The sequence below is a fragment of the Flavobacterium sp. AC267 genome, assembly GCF_979258715.1.
Map to the genome: position 1 here is coordinate 2,928,391 of NZ_OZ409875.1, position 19,603 is coordinate 2,947,993.

At 33.7% G+C, this 19,603-nt stretch carries 8 protein-coding genes and 7 pseudogenes; 3 read left to right on the top strand and 12 right to left on the bottom strand.

What is annotated here, in order from left to right:
* The first annotated feature begins 170 nt into the window (after positions 1-170).
* Both gyrA and ACZZ95_RS15330 read left to right on the top strand, forming a co-directional pair.
* Positions 171-2,813: a DNA gyrase subunit A gene (gene gyrA / locus ACZZ95_RS15325; protein WP_463469701.1), complete on the top strand. Its 2,643-nt coding sequence runs from the start codon at positions 171-173 to the stop codon at positions 2,811-2,813.
* 43 nt (positions 2,814-2,856) lie between these two features.
* A pseudogene (locus ACZZ95_RS15330) lies at positions 2,857-4,126 on the top strand (tetratricopeptide repeat protein).
* 75 nt (positions 4,127-4,201) lie between these two features.
* Here the strand turns inward: ACZZ95_RS15330 and ACZZ95_RS15335 are convergent.
* From ACZZ95_RS15335 to ACZZ95_RS15365, 7 genes and pseudogenes are all read right to left on the bottom strand, one after another.
* Positions 4,202-4,622 (bottom strand): annotated as a pseudogene (locus ACZZ95_RS15335) (OsmC family peroxiredoxin).
* Positions 4,623-5,072: 450 nt separating this feature from the next.
* Positions 5,073-7,055: pseudogene (locus ACZZ95_RS15340) on the bottom strand (DUF349 domain-containing protein).
* A 556-nt stretch (positions 7,056-7,611) separates the two neighbouring features.
* Positions 7,612-8,052, bottom strand: a complete 441-nt coding sequence (locus tag ACZZ95_RS15345) for a hypothetical protein (RefSeq protein WP_463469702.1) — start codon at positions 8,050-8,052, stop codon at positions 7,612-7,614.
* Positions 8,053-8,117: 65 nt separating this feature from the next.
* Complete coding sequence (locus ACZZ95_RS15350) at positions 8,118-8,870, bottom strand: shikimate dehydrogenase family protein (RefSeq protein WP_463469703.1); 753 nt, start codon at positions 8,868-8,870, stop codon at positions 8,118-8,120.
* A gap of 2 nt (positions 8,871-8,872) precedes the next feature.
* Positions 8,873-10,267, bottom strand: coding sequence for a tetratricopeptide repeat protein (locus tag ACZZ95_RS15355; protein WP_463469704.1), 1,395 nt, complete (start codon positions 10,265-10,267; stop codon positions 8,873-8,875).
* 262 nt (positions 10,268-10,529) lie between these two features.
* A pseudogene (locus tag ACZZ95_RS15360) lies at positions 10,530-11,722 on the bottom strand (aspartate aminotransferase family protein).
* Between the two features lie 243 nt (positions 11,723-11,965).
* Positions 11,966-13,614 (bottom strand): annotated as a pseudogene (locus tag ACZZ95_RS15365) (OstA-like protein).
* 326 nt (positions 13,615-13,940) lie between these two features.
* On the opposite strand from ACZZ95_RS15365, the gene ACZZ95_RS15370 reads away from it, so the two are divergent.
* Positions 13,941-15,812 (top strand): alpha-amylase family protein, encoded by a 1,872-nt coding sequence (locus ACZZ95_RS15370; protein ID WP_463469705.1) that lies wholly within the window; start codon positions 13,941-13,943, stop codon positions 15,810-15,812.
* 79 nt (positions 15,813-15,891) lie between these two features.
* Here the strand turns inward: ACZZ95_RS15370 and ACZZ95_RS15375 are convergent, their stop codons facing one another.
* From ACZZ95_RS15375 to ACZZ95_RS15395, 5 genes and pseudogenes are all read right to left on the bottom strand, one after another.
* Entirely contained in the window at positions 15,892-16,944 is a 1,053-nt protein-coding gene (locus ACZZ95_RS15375; protein ID WP_463469706.1) for a glycoside hydrolase family 130 protein, read from the bottom strand.
* Positions 16,945-17,009: 65 nt separating this feature from the next.
* A complete protein-coding gene (locus ACZZ95_RS15380) occupies positions 17,010-17,789 on the bottom strand; it encodes a superoxide dismutase (protein WP_095954704.1) in 780 nt (259 codons plus the stop codon).
* Positions 17,790-17,797: 8 nt separating this feature from the next.
* Positions 17,798-18,067 carry an acyl-CoA-binding protein gene (locus ACZZ95_RS15385; protein ID WP_095954705.1) on the bottom strand — a complete coding sequence of 90 codons (270 nt, stop codon included), beginning with the start codon at positions 18,065-18,067 and terminating at the stop codon, positions 17,798-17,800.
* A pseudogene (locus ACZZ95_RS15390) lies at positions 18,068-18,722 on the bottom strand (phosphatidylserine decarboxylase family protein).
* Positions 18,712-19,603: pseudogene (locus ACZZ95_RS15395) on the bottom strand (phosphatidate cytidylyltransferase). The pseudogenes ACZZ95_RS15390 and ACZZ95_RS15395 overlap by 11 nt, the downstream one beginning before the upstream one ends.

The following is a 19,603-nucleotide window of genomic DNA, read 5'->3' on the forward strand; positions in this document are numbered from 1 at the left end:
GAAAAAAAAGACAATAAAAGCGTTAAAAAACGCTTAATTTATTAACTAAATAGCAAAATAAAGTTGTTAATAAATCATTGAAATAAGTGTAAGGAAATAGCTGAAAAAATTTCAAAAAAACGTATCTTGGCACGCTTTGAAACTAATATAATTATTTAATATAACAACTTATGTCTGAAGGAGAAAAGTTAATTCCTATTAACATAGAAGATGAAATGAAATCAGCTTACATCGATTATTCGATGTCAGTAATCGTATCGAGAGCGCTTCCTGATGTTAGAGATGGCTTGAAACCAGTGCATCGAAGAGTTCTTTATGGAATGTATGATTTAGGTGTAACTTCAAGATCTGCCCATAAAAAATCTGCAAGAATCGTAGGGGAGGTTCTGGGTAAGTATCACCCGCACGGAGATACTTCTGTTTATGATGCGATGGTGCGTATGGCCCAAGAATGGAGTATGCGATATTTATTAGTGGACGGTCAGGGTAACTTTGGTTCTGTCGATGGTGACAGTCCGGCGACAATGCGTTATACTGAGGCTAGAATGCGTAAAATCTCAGAAGATATTATGGCAGATATCGAAAAAGAAACAGTTGATTTTCAACTAAACTTTGACGATACTTTATATGAACCAAAAGTGATGCCTACTAGAGTTCCTACTTTATTAGTAAATGGAGCAACTGGTATTGCAGTTGGTATGGCAACCAATATGCCGCCACACAATTTAACTGAAGTTATCAATGGTACTTTAGCATACCTTGATAATAATGATATTGAAGTTGATGAATTAATGACGCATATTAAAGCTCCAGATTTTCCAACTGGAGGTGTAATATATGGTTATGAAGGTGTTCGTGAAGCTTTTAAAACCGGCAGAGGACGTATTGTAATGCGTGCGAAAGTTGGTTTTGAAGAAGTTGACGGAAGAGAATGTATCATCGTAACAGAGATTCCATATCAGGTGAATAAAGCCGAAATGATCAAACGTACGGCTGATTTAGTTAACGATAAAAAAATCGAAGGTATTGCCAATATTCGTGACGAGTCTGACAGAAACGGTATGCGTATCGTTTATATCCTGAAACGTGATGCTACGCCAAACGTAGTTTTGAATACCTTATATAAGTTCACATCATTACAATCATCTTTTAGTGTAAATAATATTGCATTGGTAAAAGGTCGCCCACAAATGTTGAATCTAAAAGATATGATTCACTATTTTATTGAGCACCGTCATGATGTAGTAGTGAGAAGAACGCAGTTTGAATTGCGTAAAGCCGAAGAAAGAGCACATATTTTAGAAGGTTTAATTATTGCTTCTGATAATATTGACGAAGTAATCGCTATAATTAGAGGTTCTAAAAACACAGAGGAAGCTCGTGAAAAATTAATCGAAAGATTTAAATTATCAGATATTCAAGCTCGTGCTATTGTTGAGATGCGTTTACGTCAGTTAACAGGACTAGAGCAAGATAAATTAAGAGCTGAGTTTGAGGAATTAATGAAATTAATCGAGCACTTAAAAGCTTTATTAGCAGATGTAAATTTAAGAACTAACTTAATTAAGGAAGAACTTGAAGAAATTCGTGAGAAATACGGAGATGAGCGTCGTTCTAAAATCGAATATTCTGGTGGGGATGTAAGTATCGAAGATTTAATTGCTGATGAAAATGTAGTAATTACAATTTCGCACGCAGGTTATATTAAACGTACAAACTTAACAGAATACAAAACGCAGAATAGAGGAGGAGTTGGACAAAAAAGTGCAGGAACAAGAGATCAGGATTTCCTTGAGCATATGTTCGTCGCAACCAACCACCAATATATGATGTTCTTTACCCAGAAAGGAAAATGTTTCTGGATGCGTGTTTACGAAATTCCTGAAGGAAGTAAAACCGCAAAAGGTAGAGCAATCCAAAACTTGGTAAACATTGAAAGTGATGATAAAGTAAAAGCTTTCATTTGTACACAAGACTTAAAAGATAAAGATTATATCAATAGTCATAACCTTGTAATGGTTACCAAACAAGGACAGGTTAAGAAAACGTCTTTAGAGAAATATTCTAAACCAAGGGTAAATGGTGTTGTCGCTATTACTATTAAGGAAGGTGACGAATTAATGGGAGCGCAATTAACAGATGGTGAAAGCCAGATTATTTTGGCTGTTAAGTCTGGTAAACTAGTTCGTTTTGAAGAAACTAAAACACGTCCGATGGGAAGAACAGCTTCTGGAGTTCGTGGAATTACGTTAAAAGACGATACCGATGAAGTAATTGGTATGGTTACTGTTGGAAAAAATGATGTTAACGATTCGCAAATTTTGGTTGTAACTGAAAACGGATACGGAAAACGTACCAAATTGGTCGACGAAGATGGAGAAGATGTTTACAGAATTACGAACCGTGGAGGTAAGGGTGTGAAAACTCTAAATATTACGGAGAAAACAGGTAAATTGATTTCTATTAATGCCGTTACAGATGCAGATGATTTAATGATTATTAATAAATCTGGATTAACAATTAGAATGGCAATTGAGGATTTACGTGTAATGGGACGTGCAACTCAAGGGGTTAGATTGATTAACCTTAAAGGAAAAGATTCTATCGCTGCTGTAACAAAGGTTATGAAAGACGATGTGGAAGAAGTTGTTGTTGATGAAGACGGTAATGTAATCGAATCTGTAATTGAAAGAGTTAAGCCTGATTTGGAAGTTTTAGAAGATGAAGGACCTGTTGAAGACGATGACGATTCTGACGACGAAGTAATTGATGATGAAGGTGAAGATGCTGACGAAGAAGAATCAGAAGAATAATTAAATTAGATTAAAACAAAATTAAATACAAATAAATATCACTATGAAAAGTAAATATGTAATACTTGCTTCAGCGTTATTGATCTCTGTAGCTTCTTTTGCGCAAAAGGATCAAATTAAAAGTGCTGAAAAAGCTTTGAAAAGCGACGATGCTCAAGGAGCAGTTTCAATTTTAAATGACGCTGAAAATATGGTTGCTAATGCTAAAGATACAGAGCAGGCTCAATTTTATTATGTAAAAGGAAATGCTTATTTGAATCTTGCTGATAAAAATATTGAAACAAGCAAAAATTTATCTCTTTCTGCTGAAAGCTACAAAAAGTTAATCGAAGTTGAAAAAGCTTCGGGAAAACAGAAATATTCTACAGAAGCTGCAACTTCAATTGGGCAGATTAAAGGAAAATTAATCAATGTCGCTATCGCTGATACGCAGGCTAATAAAAATGCAGAAGGAGCGAAAAAATTATATGATGCATACGCATTGGATAAAAAAGATACAATTAACTTGTACTATGCTCGCATCAACTGCTGTAAATGCACAAGATTTTGACCTTGCTTTACCAATGTACGAAGAGTTAAAACAATTGAACTTTTCTGGAAAAGGAACTTTATACTTAGCTACAAATAAAGTTAACAGTAATGAAGATAACTTCGCAAGTGCTAAAGATAGAGACATGGCTGTTAAATTGGGAACACATGAAAAACCAAGAACAGAAGCAGTTCCGTCTAAAAGAGGTGAAATCTACAAAAACTTGGCTTTAATCCTTGTTCAAAAAGGACGTACAGAAGATGCTAAAAAAGCAATTGCTGAAGCTAGAAAAGCGAATCCAGAAGATAGTTCATTGCTACTAACTGAAGCTAATTTGTACCTAGAGACTAAAGACTTTGATATGTACAAAAAATTGGTTGGTGAAGCTTTAGAGAAAGATCCAAAAAATGCTGATTTAGTATTCAACTTAGGAGTTATTAGTGCAGGTGCAAAAAACAATGCAGATGCTGAGAAATATTACTTAAAAGCAATTGAAATCAACCCTGAGTATACTAATGCTTATTTAAACCTTGTCGCTTTAAAATTAGAAGCTGAGAAACCAATCATTGATGAAATGAATAAATTGGGTACAACTGCAAAAGATATGAAGCGTTATGATGTTTTAAAAGCACAGAGAGAAAATGTTTTCAAAGGTGTAATTCCTTACCTTAAAAAAGCAAACGAATTAGATCCTAAAAATCAAGACGTTGCTAAAACTTTATTAGGGGTTTACAGTGCTCTTGAAATGACTGCTGAAGCTAAAGCGTTAAAAGCTAAAATGTAATAAATAAACTCATTTGAGTGTATAAAAAAAACCATTCGTCACGGCGAATGGTTTTTTTTATGTGTTCTATTTTTTCTAACTGATTAATTCTGCAGAAAGTGTAATAGTTGTGTTTAATAATTTAGAAATTGGACAAATTTCTTTTGCTTTAGCAACTGTCGAAGCAAATTCTTCTGCAGAGATAGAAGGTACTTTTCCTTTTAAATCCAAATGAATTAATGTTATTGTACCATCTTCAAAAGTTACTGTAGCTTCTGTGGTTAAATCATCTGCTGTAAACCCAGCTTCATTCAATAAAAAACTTAACTGCATCGTAAAACATCCAGAATGCGTCGCGAGCAACTAATTCTTCAGGGTTTGTTCCAACGCCGTCTGCGAATCTGGTTTTAAATGACAATTGTGCATTATCTAAGGTTGTGCTTTGTGTACTGATTTTTCCAGTTCCTTCCATACCAGTTCCTTGCCAGTTGGCGTGTGCTTTTCTTGTAAATTTCATATTCTTCTTATTTAAAAAATTAGTATTAAATGTTATTTGTTTGATTACCAAATAATAGTGGTAACTCAAATATAATCAATATTTAGCAGAATTGTTTTATAGAATTTAACGAGAATGTTAAGTTTTGGGTTTTGGAATGAGAATTTAACCGCAAAGCACACAAAGATTTACGCAAAGCACGCAAAGTTTTTTGTTGAAAGTTGGATTGGGATTTTAACGCAGAGAACGCTAAGGATTTGCGCAAAGTTTGCAAAGTTTTTTGTTTTTATACTAGTATAGAAAGTTCGCAAAGTTTTGTTTTGACAACAGCTTTGCGAACTTATGTTTTTAAACATTCCTTAGTAAAAAATCTTTGCGGTCTTTGCGTTAAAAAATGAACACAAAAAAAGTGCAATGAATCTCATTACACCTTTTATATTTAAATAGTTTAGCCTTTGCTCAGCCAAATAATTATTCTTGACCTAGGTTTCTTAATTGCTTCAATTTGTCTTTCCAAACCTCAAGGCTTTCTTTGTGAATGGCGATGTTTTTTCGAACTTCAAGAACAATTGAATTTTCTTTTTTAGCATTTTTTGTGTTGGCAAAAAACTGAATGTTGTTTTCTAATTGGAAAATCTCATTTTGTACTTCTTCAATTTTACGCATTAAGAAGATCTTTTCATTGTCTAATTTACGAGTGTCGTTGCTGTCAGACAGAGAATCGATTCTGTTAGAAAAACGCATCATTTCAGTTTCTTTTTTACTCAAACTTAATTTTTCAAAAAGGGCATCTAAAATTTTATTGAATTTCCCTTCGATATGACGTCTTGAAAAAGGAACTTTTCCAAATCCTTTCCAAGTCTCAATATGAGCTTTTATAGCGTCTAAATCTGTTTTATGATCTCCTGTTAGCTGAAAAGCTCTTAGTGTTTCTAGGTATGCTTTTTTGTTGTCAAAAGCGACAACTTCTTCACCGTTTTCTTCCGATTTGTGTTCTTTTAACTTGTCGAAATAGTGATTGCAGGCATCTTTAAATTCCTTCCAGATTTTGTCTGAATACTTTTTAGGAACGTGGCCAATCTGTTTCCATTCTTCCTGAATTTGTTTCATTACAGGAGTTGTAGCTTGAAAATCGGTACTTTCTTGGAGTTCTTTGGCTTTAGCAACAAGAGCTAATTTTTTATTAAGATTGTCGTTTTGGTCTTTTTTGATATCCTTGTAGAAAGAATTTTTGAATGCATTGAAATTCCTAACGGCTGTTTTAAAAGCGACCCAAGTTTCTTCATTTACTTCTGAAGGCACTTTTCCTGCTTGCAAAAAACTCGTTTCTAAGATCTTCTACTTTTTGAATTTGTACCAGCCATTGCGAGTGAGAATTCACTTTTTTCTGTTCCTAGTACTTCAATTTTAGCGATAATCTCTTTTTTAACTTCGAGGTTTTGCTGTTCGTTGGCTCTTTGGTTTTCAAATAAAATTTCTCTCTTATCGTGGATTTTTTTAGTTAATTCACTGAATCTATTCCAAATAGCATCACGGTGTTCTTTAGAAACAGGTCCGATTTCTTCTTTCCAGATTCTGTGTAAATCCTGTAATTCGCGGAAAGATTTACTTACATCAGTGTCTTCTACTAATTCTTCAACGCGGGCAATTATTTTTTGTTTTAATTCTAAGTTGTGTTTGAAATCTAAATCTCTGGCCTCACGGTCTAAATGAAGATAATCATAGAAATTCTCCACATGGAAATGATAATTGTTCCAAACGTGGTTGTATTTGTCTTTTGGAATAGAACCTGCATTTTTCCATCTTTCTCTTAATTCATTAAAATGTTTAAGAGTGTCTTTAATGTTTTCTTGAGGGTTAATTAACTCTTTCAATTCTTCAACAATTGCCAGACGATTTTCTAAATTGCTTTTTAAATTAGTCTGTAAATGTTTAAAGTGAGCATTTCTTTGGTCTCTAAAAACGTTATAATATTCGTCAAATTTTGACTTAAGCGGCAGATGATATTCAAATTCTTCGTTTGGATCTGGATTAGAAGCATTAAATTCTTCTCTTTTTTCCTCTAGAAGATGGTGGTATTGTAGTAAGAAAGCTTTTTTAATTTCTTCAATATGTTCTTTTACAGACATTACTTTGTCTGTACTAACTAATTTTTTAAGTTCGTCAACAAGAGCATCTAGAGAAAATGTGTTATAATCCTGCATAGGAATGTCATGACGGTCTTTTAATGTTTCGTCTTCACTTTCTGCTTGCGTTTGAATTAGTAATTACATCCAGCGCTTCTTGATGATCATTTTCATTTGTATCTAATGTGCTTTCAGTCTCTGGAGCCGCATCTTCAGCTAGAGTTTCTGAATTAGATATTTCAGTCGCATCATCTGTTATAGAATCGTTTATTTCGATTCCTGTTTTTCCGTCTGCTTCATGCAGGTTATCATTCTTTTCTTCTAACATCTTTAAAATGTGTAAGGTTTTGGTTTTTAACAGTGCGAAAGATAGTAAAGGTGTTTCTAAATACAAAATAAATCGCTTGTTTATGCTGTATTTTACGATGAAATTCTTATTCTTTGGACTTATTCGCTATTATGTTGAATATATTTTTATTGAATTATTACAGTATCTATAAATTCAAATTATATATTCTTTTTACAATATTCTTCTATATCTGTAAATTTATAAAAGTATTTTCTAATTTTTAATATTTAAAAAAGGAGCGACACTCCCATTTCAATACCAAAATTATAGGTTCGATTAACACCAAATCCTGCGCTCGGATGTATGTAAACTAAATTGGTCGGCGTAATTTTACGACCGAATTCAAGAAAAGCATTGTTTTGAAATCCGTCTAAAATAGCGTTATATCTAAATGCTACATCTCCGGCAATCCAGTTTTTGCCAAAAAAATGAAGTATAACATTTTCAAAAACGGTGACGCTAATGTCATTTCGGTCTTCAGCGCCCGCAAAGTCAGCCTTGATATTCTAAAGTTGAAAGCCAGAGAAATTTTTTCTCATAGAGGTATTTTCCATAAACAACTGCCGGCATAACGACCCATTTTCCAGTTCCAAAATTTGGATCTGCTTGCAGTATTAGCATACACTCTCGTTCGTAAAGCTATACCGTTACTATTTTGCATAAAAGGTATATAGGTGACACCCATACCAACATCGCCAATTGCTGTTTTATTAATGGAATTGGTATTTGCGGAAATCAGCGGAAGATCAAAACGTAAATTCCAGGCTTTGTTTCCTATTGGCAGTAAGACACGTACTTGAGTGGTATTAAAAGATCCGTTATCAGTGTCTAGATATTCATCAAATAAAATGATTGTCTTGAGAAAATAATGATAGCGAGGCTCGGAAAAAGGACCTTGTAAAGTATCATTTTCTTGAGCCGAAAGTAGATTGTTACATAAAAAAAATAAAATGCTAAGTACTTGTATTTTTCTCATAACCACCTGTTAGTAAGTGGTTTAAAAATACAAAAAATACATTAACATTTTATTTTATTTCTTATTTATTTGTTCCAGATTTTCCAGGCTTTCTCTGCTTGAAAAATCAACATGTCATGACCATTCTTGATTACGGCTCCTTTTTCTTTAGCTTTTTTCAAAAAAGTCGTTTCTGCCGGATTGTAAATTAAGTCGTATGCGATGTGCTTTTCTGTAAAAAACTCATAAGGCAGATTTGGACATGCTTCAATATTTGGACTTGTTCCAACTGGCGTACAATTAATTATAATTTGAAAATTGTCGAAAGTTGTGGCATTAATCAAATCGTAATCAATTATGTTTTCTTTGGCTTGTCTTGAAACAAAAGTGTAAGGGATATTAAGTTCATCCAGAGCAAAAGCCACGCCTTTAGAAGCTCCGCCGGTACCTAAAATAAGTGCCTTTTTATGATGCGGTTCCAATAAAGGTTTTAGCGATTTCTTGAATCCGTAATAGTCCGTATTGTATCCTTTTAACTTACCGTTTCTGGTAAATTTAATAGTATTGACAGCGCCAATTAAGGCCGCTTTTTTTGATAGTTTATCTAAGAAAGGAATAACTTGTTCTTTGTACGGAATTGTAACGTTTAAACCTTTTAAATCTGGATTGTTTTTAATCAATTCAGTAAAGTAATTTATTTCTGAAATGTCAAAATTTTCATAGCTGTTGCCTTCAAAAACTTCATTATTAAATTTCTCTGTAAAATAACCTTTTGAAAAAGAGTAACTAATATTACGACCCAATAATCCAAAACGTCTTCTTAGTAAAATATCAACCATTATTATTTACGATGTTTTTCTATATAATTTTTTACTGTTTTCTTTGCCCATACAACTGGAAATAAATCTTCAATTAAGATATAGTTGTCAAAATTCAGACGTAAACCATTACTTAAGTGAAATTTAGCTTTCGTGCTGTCTTGAATCATAAAGTATAATCCAGCCAAACGATATTCAATTTCATTTTCTTCCGGAAAATATTCTGAAGCTTGTAATAAAGTTTGAACAGCCGTTTCAAATTCTCCTAAAAACTGAAGAATGTCAACCCAATACAACCAAGTATCTAACGCATAATCACCAAATTCAACTGCTTTTCTAAAACCAAATTCGGCTTCTTCAAAGAAATTCATGTGTTTGTTGATTGTTGCGTATCTTTTCCAATACAAACGATTTTGATTGTCAATTGCCAATGCTTTGTTTACAAAAAACAATGCTTTTTGATAGTTTTTCTGGCGAAGATGAAAATCAGTAATCGCAATCCAGCCTTTGTCCAAAAGCGGATCTTCATGAACCGTTTGGTTATAGTATTGAATCGCTTTCGCTAAATTTCCAAGTTTCTCATAACATTTACCAATTCGAAGCAGGGCATAAGATGTTGCATCGTCCAGTTCGATCGTTCTGTTGTAACTTTCAATGGCATCATTGTATTTTTTCAGACGCTCATAAGCTTTTGCTTTTTCCATAAAAGCGCCTAAAAACTCATCGTCAATAAGCGTTGCATAGTCAAACGCACGAATAGCATTTTCATACTCTTTTACTCCGTAATGAAGTCGCCCAAGCTGATGCCACGCAATTTCGCTGTATGGATTCTTATTGATGTAATCGTTTAAATATACAATAGCTTCCTGATTTTGATCTAAAAATTCAAAACAGTATACCACGTTGTAAAGAGCAGATTGATCTTCTAAATCTTCTTCAAGACATTTGATAAAACTCTCTTTTGCCAGTTCCAGATTATCCATAAAAAGATATTCCATTCCAATCAAATTATACACGTCAGCATAATCATCAGTGTATTGCGACACGATTTTTAACAGTTCAACTGCTTTTTCGTGCTGATCTCTTTTGGAACAAATATTAGCTTTCTGGATATAAATTTCCTCGTTGTTGGGTTCAATTGCGTATAACTCGTTCAACAGCTTTTCAGCCAGCTCGAGTTTATCATCATAAACCAGCATTTCTACTTGTACTAATTTTAAGCCTGTAGATTTTGGATGTTGGTCTAATGCAAGTTTCAAGGCCTTTTTTGCTAAATTAGCCTTGCCTATATCTAAATAGTGAAGAATGATTTCTTCAAATTCTTCAGAATCAAAAAAGAGTACTTTGTTAGTTTTTAACATCGACTCAAATTTGGATAGGGATAGGTTATAATCTTCTTCTTCGTTGCTTAATTGCATACTTCGTATTTTTGAAATTAGCCTGTTATAAATTTAGGCAACCATATAGTTGTTGTAAGGAAAGAGAATTAATTGTTTTGAACAATTTAATTAACAATATATAGCGTTTTTTATTCTGTTTTGGGAAGAAATCTCCTTTATTCTTAAGGGATTAACTTCCGTTCTATTATTTTTTTATTAATGCTGGATAGTTTTGTCGCAATTTAAATTCAATTAAAACTAACTCAATGTTCTTCAAGGTATTAAAATGGAATCCGTAATTTTATTTAGTATTTCTTTCCATTATTTCATTCATAACATCTAAAATGATGGCGCATCCTTCCTTGATTTCGTCTTCTGAAATAGTTAAAGGAGGTGTAATTCGTATAGCACATCCTTCAAATAAAAGCCAGAATAAAATAAGTCCTTTGTCTTGACAGTTTAAAATTACTTCGTTGGTAATTTCTGCCGATTCTGTCATTGCGACCAGCATTAATCCTTTTCCCCTTACTTCTGTTATCAAAGGATGTACCAAAAGCGATCTGAAGAGCTTTTCCTTCTCCAGTGTTTCTGCCATTAAATTTGTTTCAGTTAATTCCTGCAAAGTAGCCAGACAAGCTGACGCAATGACAGGATGCCCTCCAAAAGTGGTTATATGACCCAATTTAGGATTTTCTGTTAAAAGATCCATTTTTTCAGCAGAAGCAGTAAAAGCACCTACAGGCATTCCGCCACCCATACCTTTTCCCATTACAACAATATCAGGAACAACGTCATAATTTTGAAAACCAAATAGTTTACCTGTTCTTCCAAATCCAGGCTGGATTTCATCAACAATCATCAATGCTCCAACTTCATCGCATCGATTGCGGACTTTTTGCAGAAAATCATTTTCCGGCTGAATGAATCCAGCACCACCTTGAATTGTTTCAAGAAGAATTGCGCCGTGCGGGTTGTTATTTTTTGTAAATCTGCTTCGTTATTAAAAGTGATAAAATCAACATCTGGAAGTAAAGGTCTAAAAGCTTGTTTGCGCTCTTCGAATCCCATAACACTCATTGAACCCATTGTGTTACCATGATAGGCATTATGACAAGAAATAAGTTGACTGCGTCCTGTTGTTCTCTTGGCAAGTTTTAAAGCGCCTTCAATAGCCTCTGTGCCCGAATTTACCAAATAGGTTTTGTTTAAAGATTCTGGAAGGAGGGAAGCCATTAATTTGCAATATTCAACAGCTGGACTTTGCGAATATTCGCCGTAAACCATCACGTGTGAATATTTATCCAATTGATCTTTTATAGCCTGATTTACTCTAGGATGCTGATGTCCAAGTGTACAAGCCGAAACTCCAGCTACAAAATCTAAGTATTTTTTATCGTTTGTGTCGTATATGTAAGATCCAATGGCGTGCGAAACCTCCATTCCTAAAGGATAAGGAGAAGTCTGAGCCTGGTATTTTATAAAGTCTGGATTCATTTTTTTTAAGGTTCAAAGTTGCAAAGGTACTGAGGTTCTAAGGTTTTCTAACTTTACGCCTAGGTTAACTTTTGTAAGTTCATAATTCGCAAAAGACTGTAAGTCACGACTGCGACTGAAAACTTTTTTAAGGTTCAAAGTTGCAAAGGTACTTAGGTTCTAAGTTTTTTTAAGTTTACGCTTAGGCTAATTTTTATGAATTAATAATTTGCAAAAGACTGTAAACTGCTACTGCGACTGAAACTATTTAATTTTAGGTTTAGTTTCTGTCTTATCAGCTGGCTTCTTTTTGTCGTAATTCAAAGTTTCCTTCCTGACTTTCATCGGGATATTTTTTCCTTTCTCTTCCTCGTCTTTACCTTGCTTAATCAGTTTGTCATTAAGTTCATTTTCTTCTGCGGTAAAAATATCATCTTTAGATTTTATCCTTTCGTCGCCCCGCCAAACCATTCCTCGCAGTTTTCGGGCGTTTTCAGGAAGTTCATCTTCTGGGAAAATATCTCCATCGACTTTATTGAAAAACGTAATGGTTTCAACAGCATTATTCTCTAAAATCAAATTAATTTTACTGCTGACATTTTTATTAATTCCGATAAGCTCATTGGCGTCGTTCCGCATAAAATAGACGACTTCGGTATTTTTGACGACATCAACATCATGCAGTTTTCCATCCCGAAATTTTCCAAACAAATTGAGGCCTTTTACTTGATTATAACCAGTTCCGAGTGTATCCTTGGATATGAGGAAAGTATTATTGATCACTTTCAAAGAATCTATTTTTCTCGTTTTATTATCACCAATCAAATGCATTAAATCTCCAGTAATCTGACTTTCTCCATTCCATAAAATCGGATTTCCAATTAATTTGGTCAAAGCGCTTTTAGAATCTGAATGAATCGAGTCACATTTTCCACTCATATCTATTTTAAAGAAACGAACATTTTTAAAAGCCCTTAAAATTCTTTCTCCTTCTTTTCCTGTAACCAATAGTTTTTGTCCGTGAATGTAAACCGAATCATTTTCAACCAAATTGATCGCAACCGCTCTTTTGGTGACAAACATGGAATCTTTTAGTTTGTAAAGTTCCGCATAATGGCCTTTTACAATTCCTTTATTGATAGAATCTGTGATCTTTACATTTCGGGTTGCAGAAGCAAATTCGGTATTTCGATTGTAAAACAAACTATCGCCTTCTATACGCCTGTCATCGTATTTGATATAAGATTTCCTCAAAAAATGGGCAAGGTTTTTCTTTGTGTCGTAAAATCCTTTTTCAGTATAAATGTAATTCGCCTGACTTGTAATTGTTGAAGGGCCAAGAAGATACGTATGTCCAGAATTACTGTAATAATCCAAATGATTTGATTTGATTACATATTTAGGATTCGTAATCGTAACTTCAGTTAAAAACTGAAATTTCTTTTGTTCTACATAATATCTACCAGATTTACTGACCAAAGTATTGTCTTTATTAACAATCGTACCTTTAGTGTTATAAAAAACTTCCTGAATATTTCTGTCAAAATTAATAGTATCCGTTTGTAATGTAGCGTCTGGTGAAGTCAAAACAGCATTCCCTGTTGCAAAAGCTTTTTTTCATTACCGCTGTATTCCGCATATTTACTATTTAGGAACAAAGTATCGCCCTGTACTAATTGTACATTTCCAAAAGCTTTTAAATAATTCTCTTTTTGAAAGAAATACGCTTTATTACAGGTAAGCACAACACCATCGTGGTTAATTTTCACATTACCAGACAATAATAAACCATCAGGTACTAGATCCTGATTAACATCTGCATTATCAGAGTTTTCGATAATAATCTGTTTTGGAGCCTGTGCAGGTTTCTTTTTTGCTTGCGCGGAAATGAATTGACTGCTTAAAAAAGACAGACAAATAAATATGTAAAAGAGTGATTTCTTCAACTGATTAAATTTTTGTCAAATTTATAAAAAAGGTTACAACCTATGGTCGCTATTAGGATTAATTTATAATAAGTCATCAACACTTTGAATGATAAATTAGACTTCATTTATTTTTTCAACAAAACATAGAACTCTCACGTTGTAGTTGCACTATTTCAACTCTTAAATGATGCAAATTAAAAAGAGCGTGTTCTGAATTTTAAAAAATGAGTTACATTTAGAAAATTGTTTTAATATCGCTGTTAAGACAATTAAAATTATAAAGACTAAATTTAGATTAGTTCAACAATTATATGATAAGTAAAAGATTAATTGCAGCTGGAATTACGTTAACTGTACTATTTTCGGCCTGTAAAACACAAGGATTAAAAATGAGTACAGCAAAAGAAGAAACTGCGACAGAAAAGAAAGTGGTAGTTTATCAAGTTTTTACGCGCCTATTTGGAAATAAAAATAAAACGAATAAACCTTGGGGAACCATTGAAGAGAATGGAGTTGGAAAATTTAATGATTTTACAGATAAAGCGCTTCATGAAATAAAAGATTTAGGAGTTACTTACATTTGGTACACTGGCGTGCCGCATCATGCGTTGGTACGTGATTATACCGCTTACGGAATCTCAAATGATGATCCAGAAGTAGTAAAAGGAAGGGCAGGATCGCCTTATGCTGTTAAAGATTATTACAATGTAAATCCAGATTTGGCCGAAAACCCAGCGAAACGTTTAGAAGAATTCGAAGCTTTGGTTAAGCGTACACACAATGCCGGACTAAAATTGATCATCGATATTGTTCCAAATCATATTGCACGTAAATATGAAGGAAAAACGAATCCTGAAGGTGTAAAAGATTTTGGTGCTAATGATGATGTTACTGTTGAATATAAAAGAGATAATAATTTCTATTATATTCCAAAAGAGCATTTTGAAATTCCAAATGGAGATATTCCATTAAATGGAGAGCCAAACGCATTGATTGATGGGAAATTTGACGAAAATCCAGCAAAATGGACAGGAAACGGATCGCGTAAAGCGAAGCCAGATCAAAATGACTGGTACGAAACCGTAAAAGTAAATTACGGAATACGCCCAGATGGGAGTAAAGATTTTCCTGAACTTCCCGCAGGTTTTGACCAAAAATCGTATCAAGAGCATTTTGCTTTTTGGCAGGATAAAGATGTACCGGATTCTTGGAAAAAATTTAGAGATATTGCTTTGTATTGGACAGCAAAAGGAGTAGACGGATTTCGTTATGATATGGCAGAAATGGTTCCATATGAGTTTTGGAGTTATATGAATTCTTCCATTAAAATGAAAAATCCGAATGCATTTTTACTGGCAGAAGTTTACAATCCTAATGAATATCGCAACTATATCCGTTTAGGAAAAATGGATTATTTGTACGACAAAGTAGAAACTTATGATAAGTTGAAGGATGTTATTCGCGGAAAATCTTCCCCAGATGAATTGACAAGTATTCAAAATGGAATGTCGGATATAGAGCATCACATGCTTCACTTTTTAGATAATCATGACGAACAGCGTTTAGCAAGTCCAGAATTTGCGGGAACTCCAGAAAGAGGAAAACCATTAATGGTGGTTTCAGCAACGATAAGCACTTCGCCGACAATGATTTATTTCGGACAAGAAGTAGGAGAGGCAGGAAATGAAGATGCTGGTTTTGGAAAACGTTCCAGAACGTCAATTTTTGATTATATCGGAGTACCAAATCATCAGCGTTGGATGAACGAGGGAAAATTTGATGGAGGTCAGCTTTCTACTTCTGAAAAAGAACTTCGTGATTTTTACAAACGTTTATTAAATTTCACGATTAACAGCAGTGCCTTGATGGGAAGTTTTGAAGAAATTCAATCTGCAAATCTTCAAAACAATGAGGGTTATGATGCATTATTGTATTCGTACGCACGTTGGTCAGGAAATCAAAAACTCATTGTAGTTGCTAATTTCTCTTCTGAAAAAGCCAGTGAATTCAATCTAAAAATCCCATCATCTCTGATTTCAAAATGGAATTTAAAAGATGGTTCTTATGTGCTTATAGATAAATTGTATTCAGAGAACAAAACTTATCTTACAGTCAAAAATGGTGAAGGTTCGGCTCGAGTTAAAATAAAGCCGTCTGAATCATTTATTTATGAAGTTAACTAAGAGATAGAATTAAAATAAAGAGTTTAAAATAAAACCTGCTTAGATCTAGTAGATTCTAAGCAGGTTTGTTTTTTTAAAATTATTTTAGAAGTGAAAGTATTTCTTGGATTGAAAATTTTGCACCACAGACAAATTCGTCTGAAGCGCCATAATATACCGTAAGGGTATCGCCGTCTGGTTCTACAATATGTCCGTTTGTAAAAACTACATTCCCAAAAAAGCCGCTCAATTCATAATCAGTTTGTGGAAACATAATGGGAGTTTCCGTTCTGGAAATTACTTTTGATGGATCTTCAAGATCTAATAAAAAAGCACCCAGACAATATTGATGATGTTCGTTGGCTCCATGATAAATTTCCAGCCAGCCTTTTTCTGTTTTTATTGGAGTCGCTCCCGCACCAACCCTTACGCTGTCCCAGTTTCCTTTTCTGGTTTTAATAATACATTTGTGATTTCCCCAGTGAATGCCATCTGGAGAAGAAGCAATCCAAATGTAATTACCACCGAGAGAAACACTGCTCGGACGATGCAATGCGTAAAATAAGCCGTTTATTCTTTCCTCAAAGATTGCACAATCTTTATTATGAGGCGGTAATATCAATCCATGTTTTTGAAAATTCTTCCAATCCGTTGTAGTACGCAAGCCTACACCAACGCCATCTCCAGATACCGAAGTAAATGTCAGGTAATATTTTCCTTCAACCAATGCAACACGACAGTCTTCAATTCCAAAAGTTTCCAATATTCCTTCACCGACTAAATGAGGATAATCTTCAGGCTCATAAAAATGTTTTCCATCATCACTGCATAATAATCGGATATGCGATAAAGTCGTTAAATAATCAATTCCTTGATAGTTTATGACACGTGCGTCTGTTGCAATAAGTTCAGGATGATCTTTTAGGATTTCAATAATTTGAATTACCCCTGTTTCTGTAAGTACAGGAAAAGAAATGATGTTTTCCAGCTGTTTTGGTCTTTCGGCAACCCTGACAGCCAGCCAGGTTTTATTTTGAAATTGAAATACTCCAGGATTAAGAAGGCAGGTAATTTCCAATCCTTCTCTGCTTGGTGGTAAATCTGCTGGTGAAAGCGGCGGATTTTCTGCAAAACGATGGGCAATGTCTTTCATATTGTTCAGTTATAGAATATAAAAGGTATAAAAAAAGCTGATACTTAATTTGTATCAGCTTTTTTTTACACTTTTTTGACCTTTTTCAGTGCCTCAATATAATATTCGTTTACTTTTTCCCAATTAATATGCTGGTAAAAAGCATCAATATAACTTCCTTTTCTATTTTGATAGTCTAAGTAATAAGCATGTTCCCAAAGATCAATTCCTAAAATAGGAGTTCCTGGAATCAAAGCATTTCTCATTAATGGATTATCTTGATCCTGAGTTGTCGTAATTTGAAGTTTTCCATATCGGTCGACTACTAACCAAACCCATCCAGAACCAAATTGCTTTTCAGACTGTGCTTTAAATTGATTCGTTAAATTAGTAAAAGAACCAAATTCTTTATTAATAGAGCCTGCAAGCGTATCTTTTGGAGTCAGCTCTTTTGGTGTTAAAACATTAAAATAAAGTGTATGATTGTAATAACCTCCTGCATTCTGACGAAGTTTGGCATTATTTAAATCCATCTTTTTCAAAATATCCTCGATAGGCATATTTTCATACTCAGTCGAAACAATTTCTTTATTAAAATTGTTTGTATACGATAAATAATGTTTAGAATAATGTGTTTCTAAAGTCAAAGTTCGGATATCAGGCGCAAGACCATCATAATTAAAAGACAGTTTTGTCATTTCAAAAGAACCGGGATCAGCTTTAACATCGTTTGGCGAACCAATTGTTATTTTTTCTTCTTTGGTAGGAAGCGGGACTTCAACAACTTCTGTCAGCTTATCTTCTTTACAAGAAAACAATAGTAAAAATGAAGCTAAAATGCTATAAAGAACAACGTTTTTCTTCATAATGATATTTATTTTGATGTTAATGAATTAATGATCTCGATGTAATGTTCTTTGGCCTCATCGGTAGACATATGGCTGATCTGCATCCAGGCATTAGTTTTAAAAGCATTTCGTAAATCAAAATTTTCAGATTGATTGTAAATTGCTGTACCAAAAGTAGCCTGTTTGTAAAAAGCGTAAAGTCTTAACTGCACATCTTGCGGCAGTGAAGCCTGAGTCATTGTCAATGCAATTTCTACAGCTTCCGCAAAGCGAATATCTAAATCTTTTTCAGCCATTTATGCTTTCGTAGCAATAATTGTTTTTCCACCAATCGCTTTCTGATTTAACGAAACATTGATTGGTGTACCTAAAGGTAAAAATAAATCTACTCTCGATCCAAATTTAATAAAACCTGCATCTGTTCCTTGAACAACCTGCATGCCTTCTTGAGCATAATTTACAATTCTACGAGCCAATGCTCCAGCAATTTGTCGGTATAAAATAGCGCCAAAAGTTTCATTTTCGATCACAACTGTCGTTCTTTCGTTTTCTTCACTTGCTTTTGGATGCCATGCAACAAGAAATTTCCCAGAGTGGTATTTGCTAAATTTAATAATACCATCCATCGCGTAACGTGTTACGTGAACATTGATTGGCGACATAAAAATAGAAACCTGTAAACGTTTATCTTTAAAATATTCTCCTTCATAAACTTCTTCGATAACCACAACTTTTCCATCAACAGGAGCAAGGATGTGATCGCTGTTTCTAACTGCAATTCTTCTAGGATTTCTAAAGAATTGTAAAATAATGATCAAAATTACCAGTGCTTGCAATTTGAACAAGTGTTCTTAGCCAAGTGATGTCAATAAATTTATCAGCTAATAAAACCACAACAACCGTAAAAACTACTCCTAATAAAATGGATGGGCCTCCTTCTTTATGAAACATAATATAAAATTTGATAAAATAAAAATATAATTGGTGCTACAAATATAACACTATCTAATCGATCTAGGATACCTCCGTGGCCTGGCATTATCGAACCGCTGTCTTTTACGCCTGCAATTCTTTTAAATTTGGATTCAATCAAATCGCCGATAGTTCCAAAAATGCTCACAATTAAAGCAATTATTGTCCAGATTAAAATCGATTTTGAGCTGAACTCAGGATTTGGCTGAATGTAAAATTTGGAAATCAAAAAGCCTGCAAATGTCTGCGAAAACAACACCGCCCAGAAATCCTTCAATAGTTTTTTTAGGAGAAACACGCTCAAATAATTTATGTTTTCCAATGGATTTTCCAACCAAATAGGCAAAAGTATCATTCGTCCAAATCAAAACGAATAAACCTAAAATAATTTTCGGATTATAATCGTTAGTTCCAAATGAAATTTTAACTATAAAAATAAAAGGAAGTGTGATGTATCCAAGCAGATACAAATATTTTGATGAAGTACTTATTTTTTGAACAGAGTCATAAAACAAGAAGATGATACATTTTATAGAAACAACAAGCGTAACGGCTAAAAGAACTAAATCCAGCTGTTTGATATTGGTTTCTAAAGTGATGTTAGAATTGAAAGTCTCGTTTAAAAATTTACTGGTTTGTTTATTGTAATGGCTTATGAGAATTGTTGTCGCATAAATTAACATTCCAAAAACGATCGAAAATACTTTATTTAAGTTTACTAAATTAGAAAATTCATAAACTGTGATAATTAAGAAAACACCAAAAAGAGTAATGAAGCTTTCGGTAGAAAACAATATCGAAGTTAATAATAGAGCGATATAAACAGCACCAGAAATGGTTCTCTTCAGCGTTTCATTCAT

Coding starts and splice junctions, on each gene's coding strand:
- gyrA (WP_463469701.1), top strand. CDS start 171: ATGTCTGAAGGAGAAAAGTTAATTCCTATTAACATAGAAGATGAAATG.
- ACZZ95_RS15345 (WP_463469702.1), bottom strand. CDS start 8,052: ATGAGAAAAATACAAGTACTTAGCATTTTATTTTTTTTATGTAACAAT.
- ACZZ95_RS15350 (WP_463469703.1), bottom strand. CDS start 8,870: ATGGTTGATATTTTACTAAGAAGACGTTTTGGATTATTGGGTCGTAAT.
- ACZZ95_RS15355 (WP_463469704.1), bottom strand. CDS start 10,267: ATGCAATTAAGCAACGAAGAAGAAGATTATAACCTATCCCTATCCAAA.
- ACZZ95_RS15370 (WP_463469705.1), top strand. CDS start 13,941: ATGATAAGTAAAAGATTAATTGCAGCTGGAATTACGTTAACTGTACTA.
- ACZZ95_RS15375 (WP_463469706.1), bottom strand. CDS start 16,944: ATGAAAGACATTGCCCATCGTTTTGCAGAAAATCCGCCGCTTTCACCA.
- ACZZ95_RS15380 (WP_095954704.1), bottom strand. CDS start 17,789: ATGAAGAAAAACGTTGTTCTTTATAGCATTTTAGCTTCATTTTTACTA.
- ACZZ95_RS15385 (WP_095954705.1), bottom strand. CDS start 18,067: ATGGCTGAAAAAGATTTAGATATTCGCTTTGCGGAAGCTGTAGAAATT.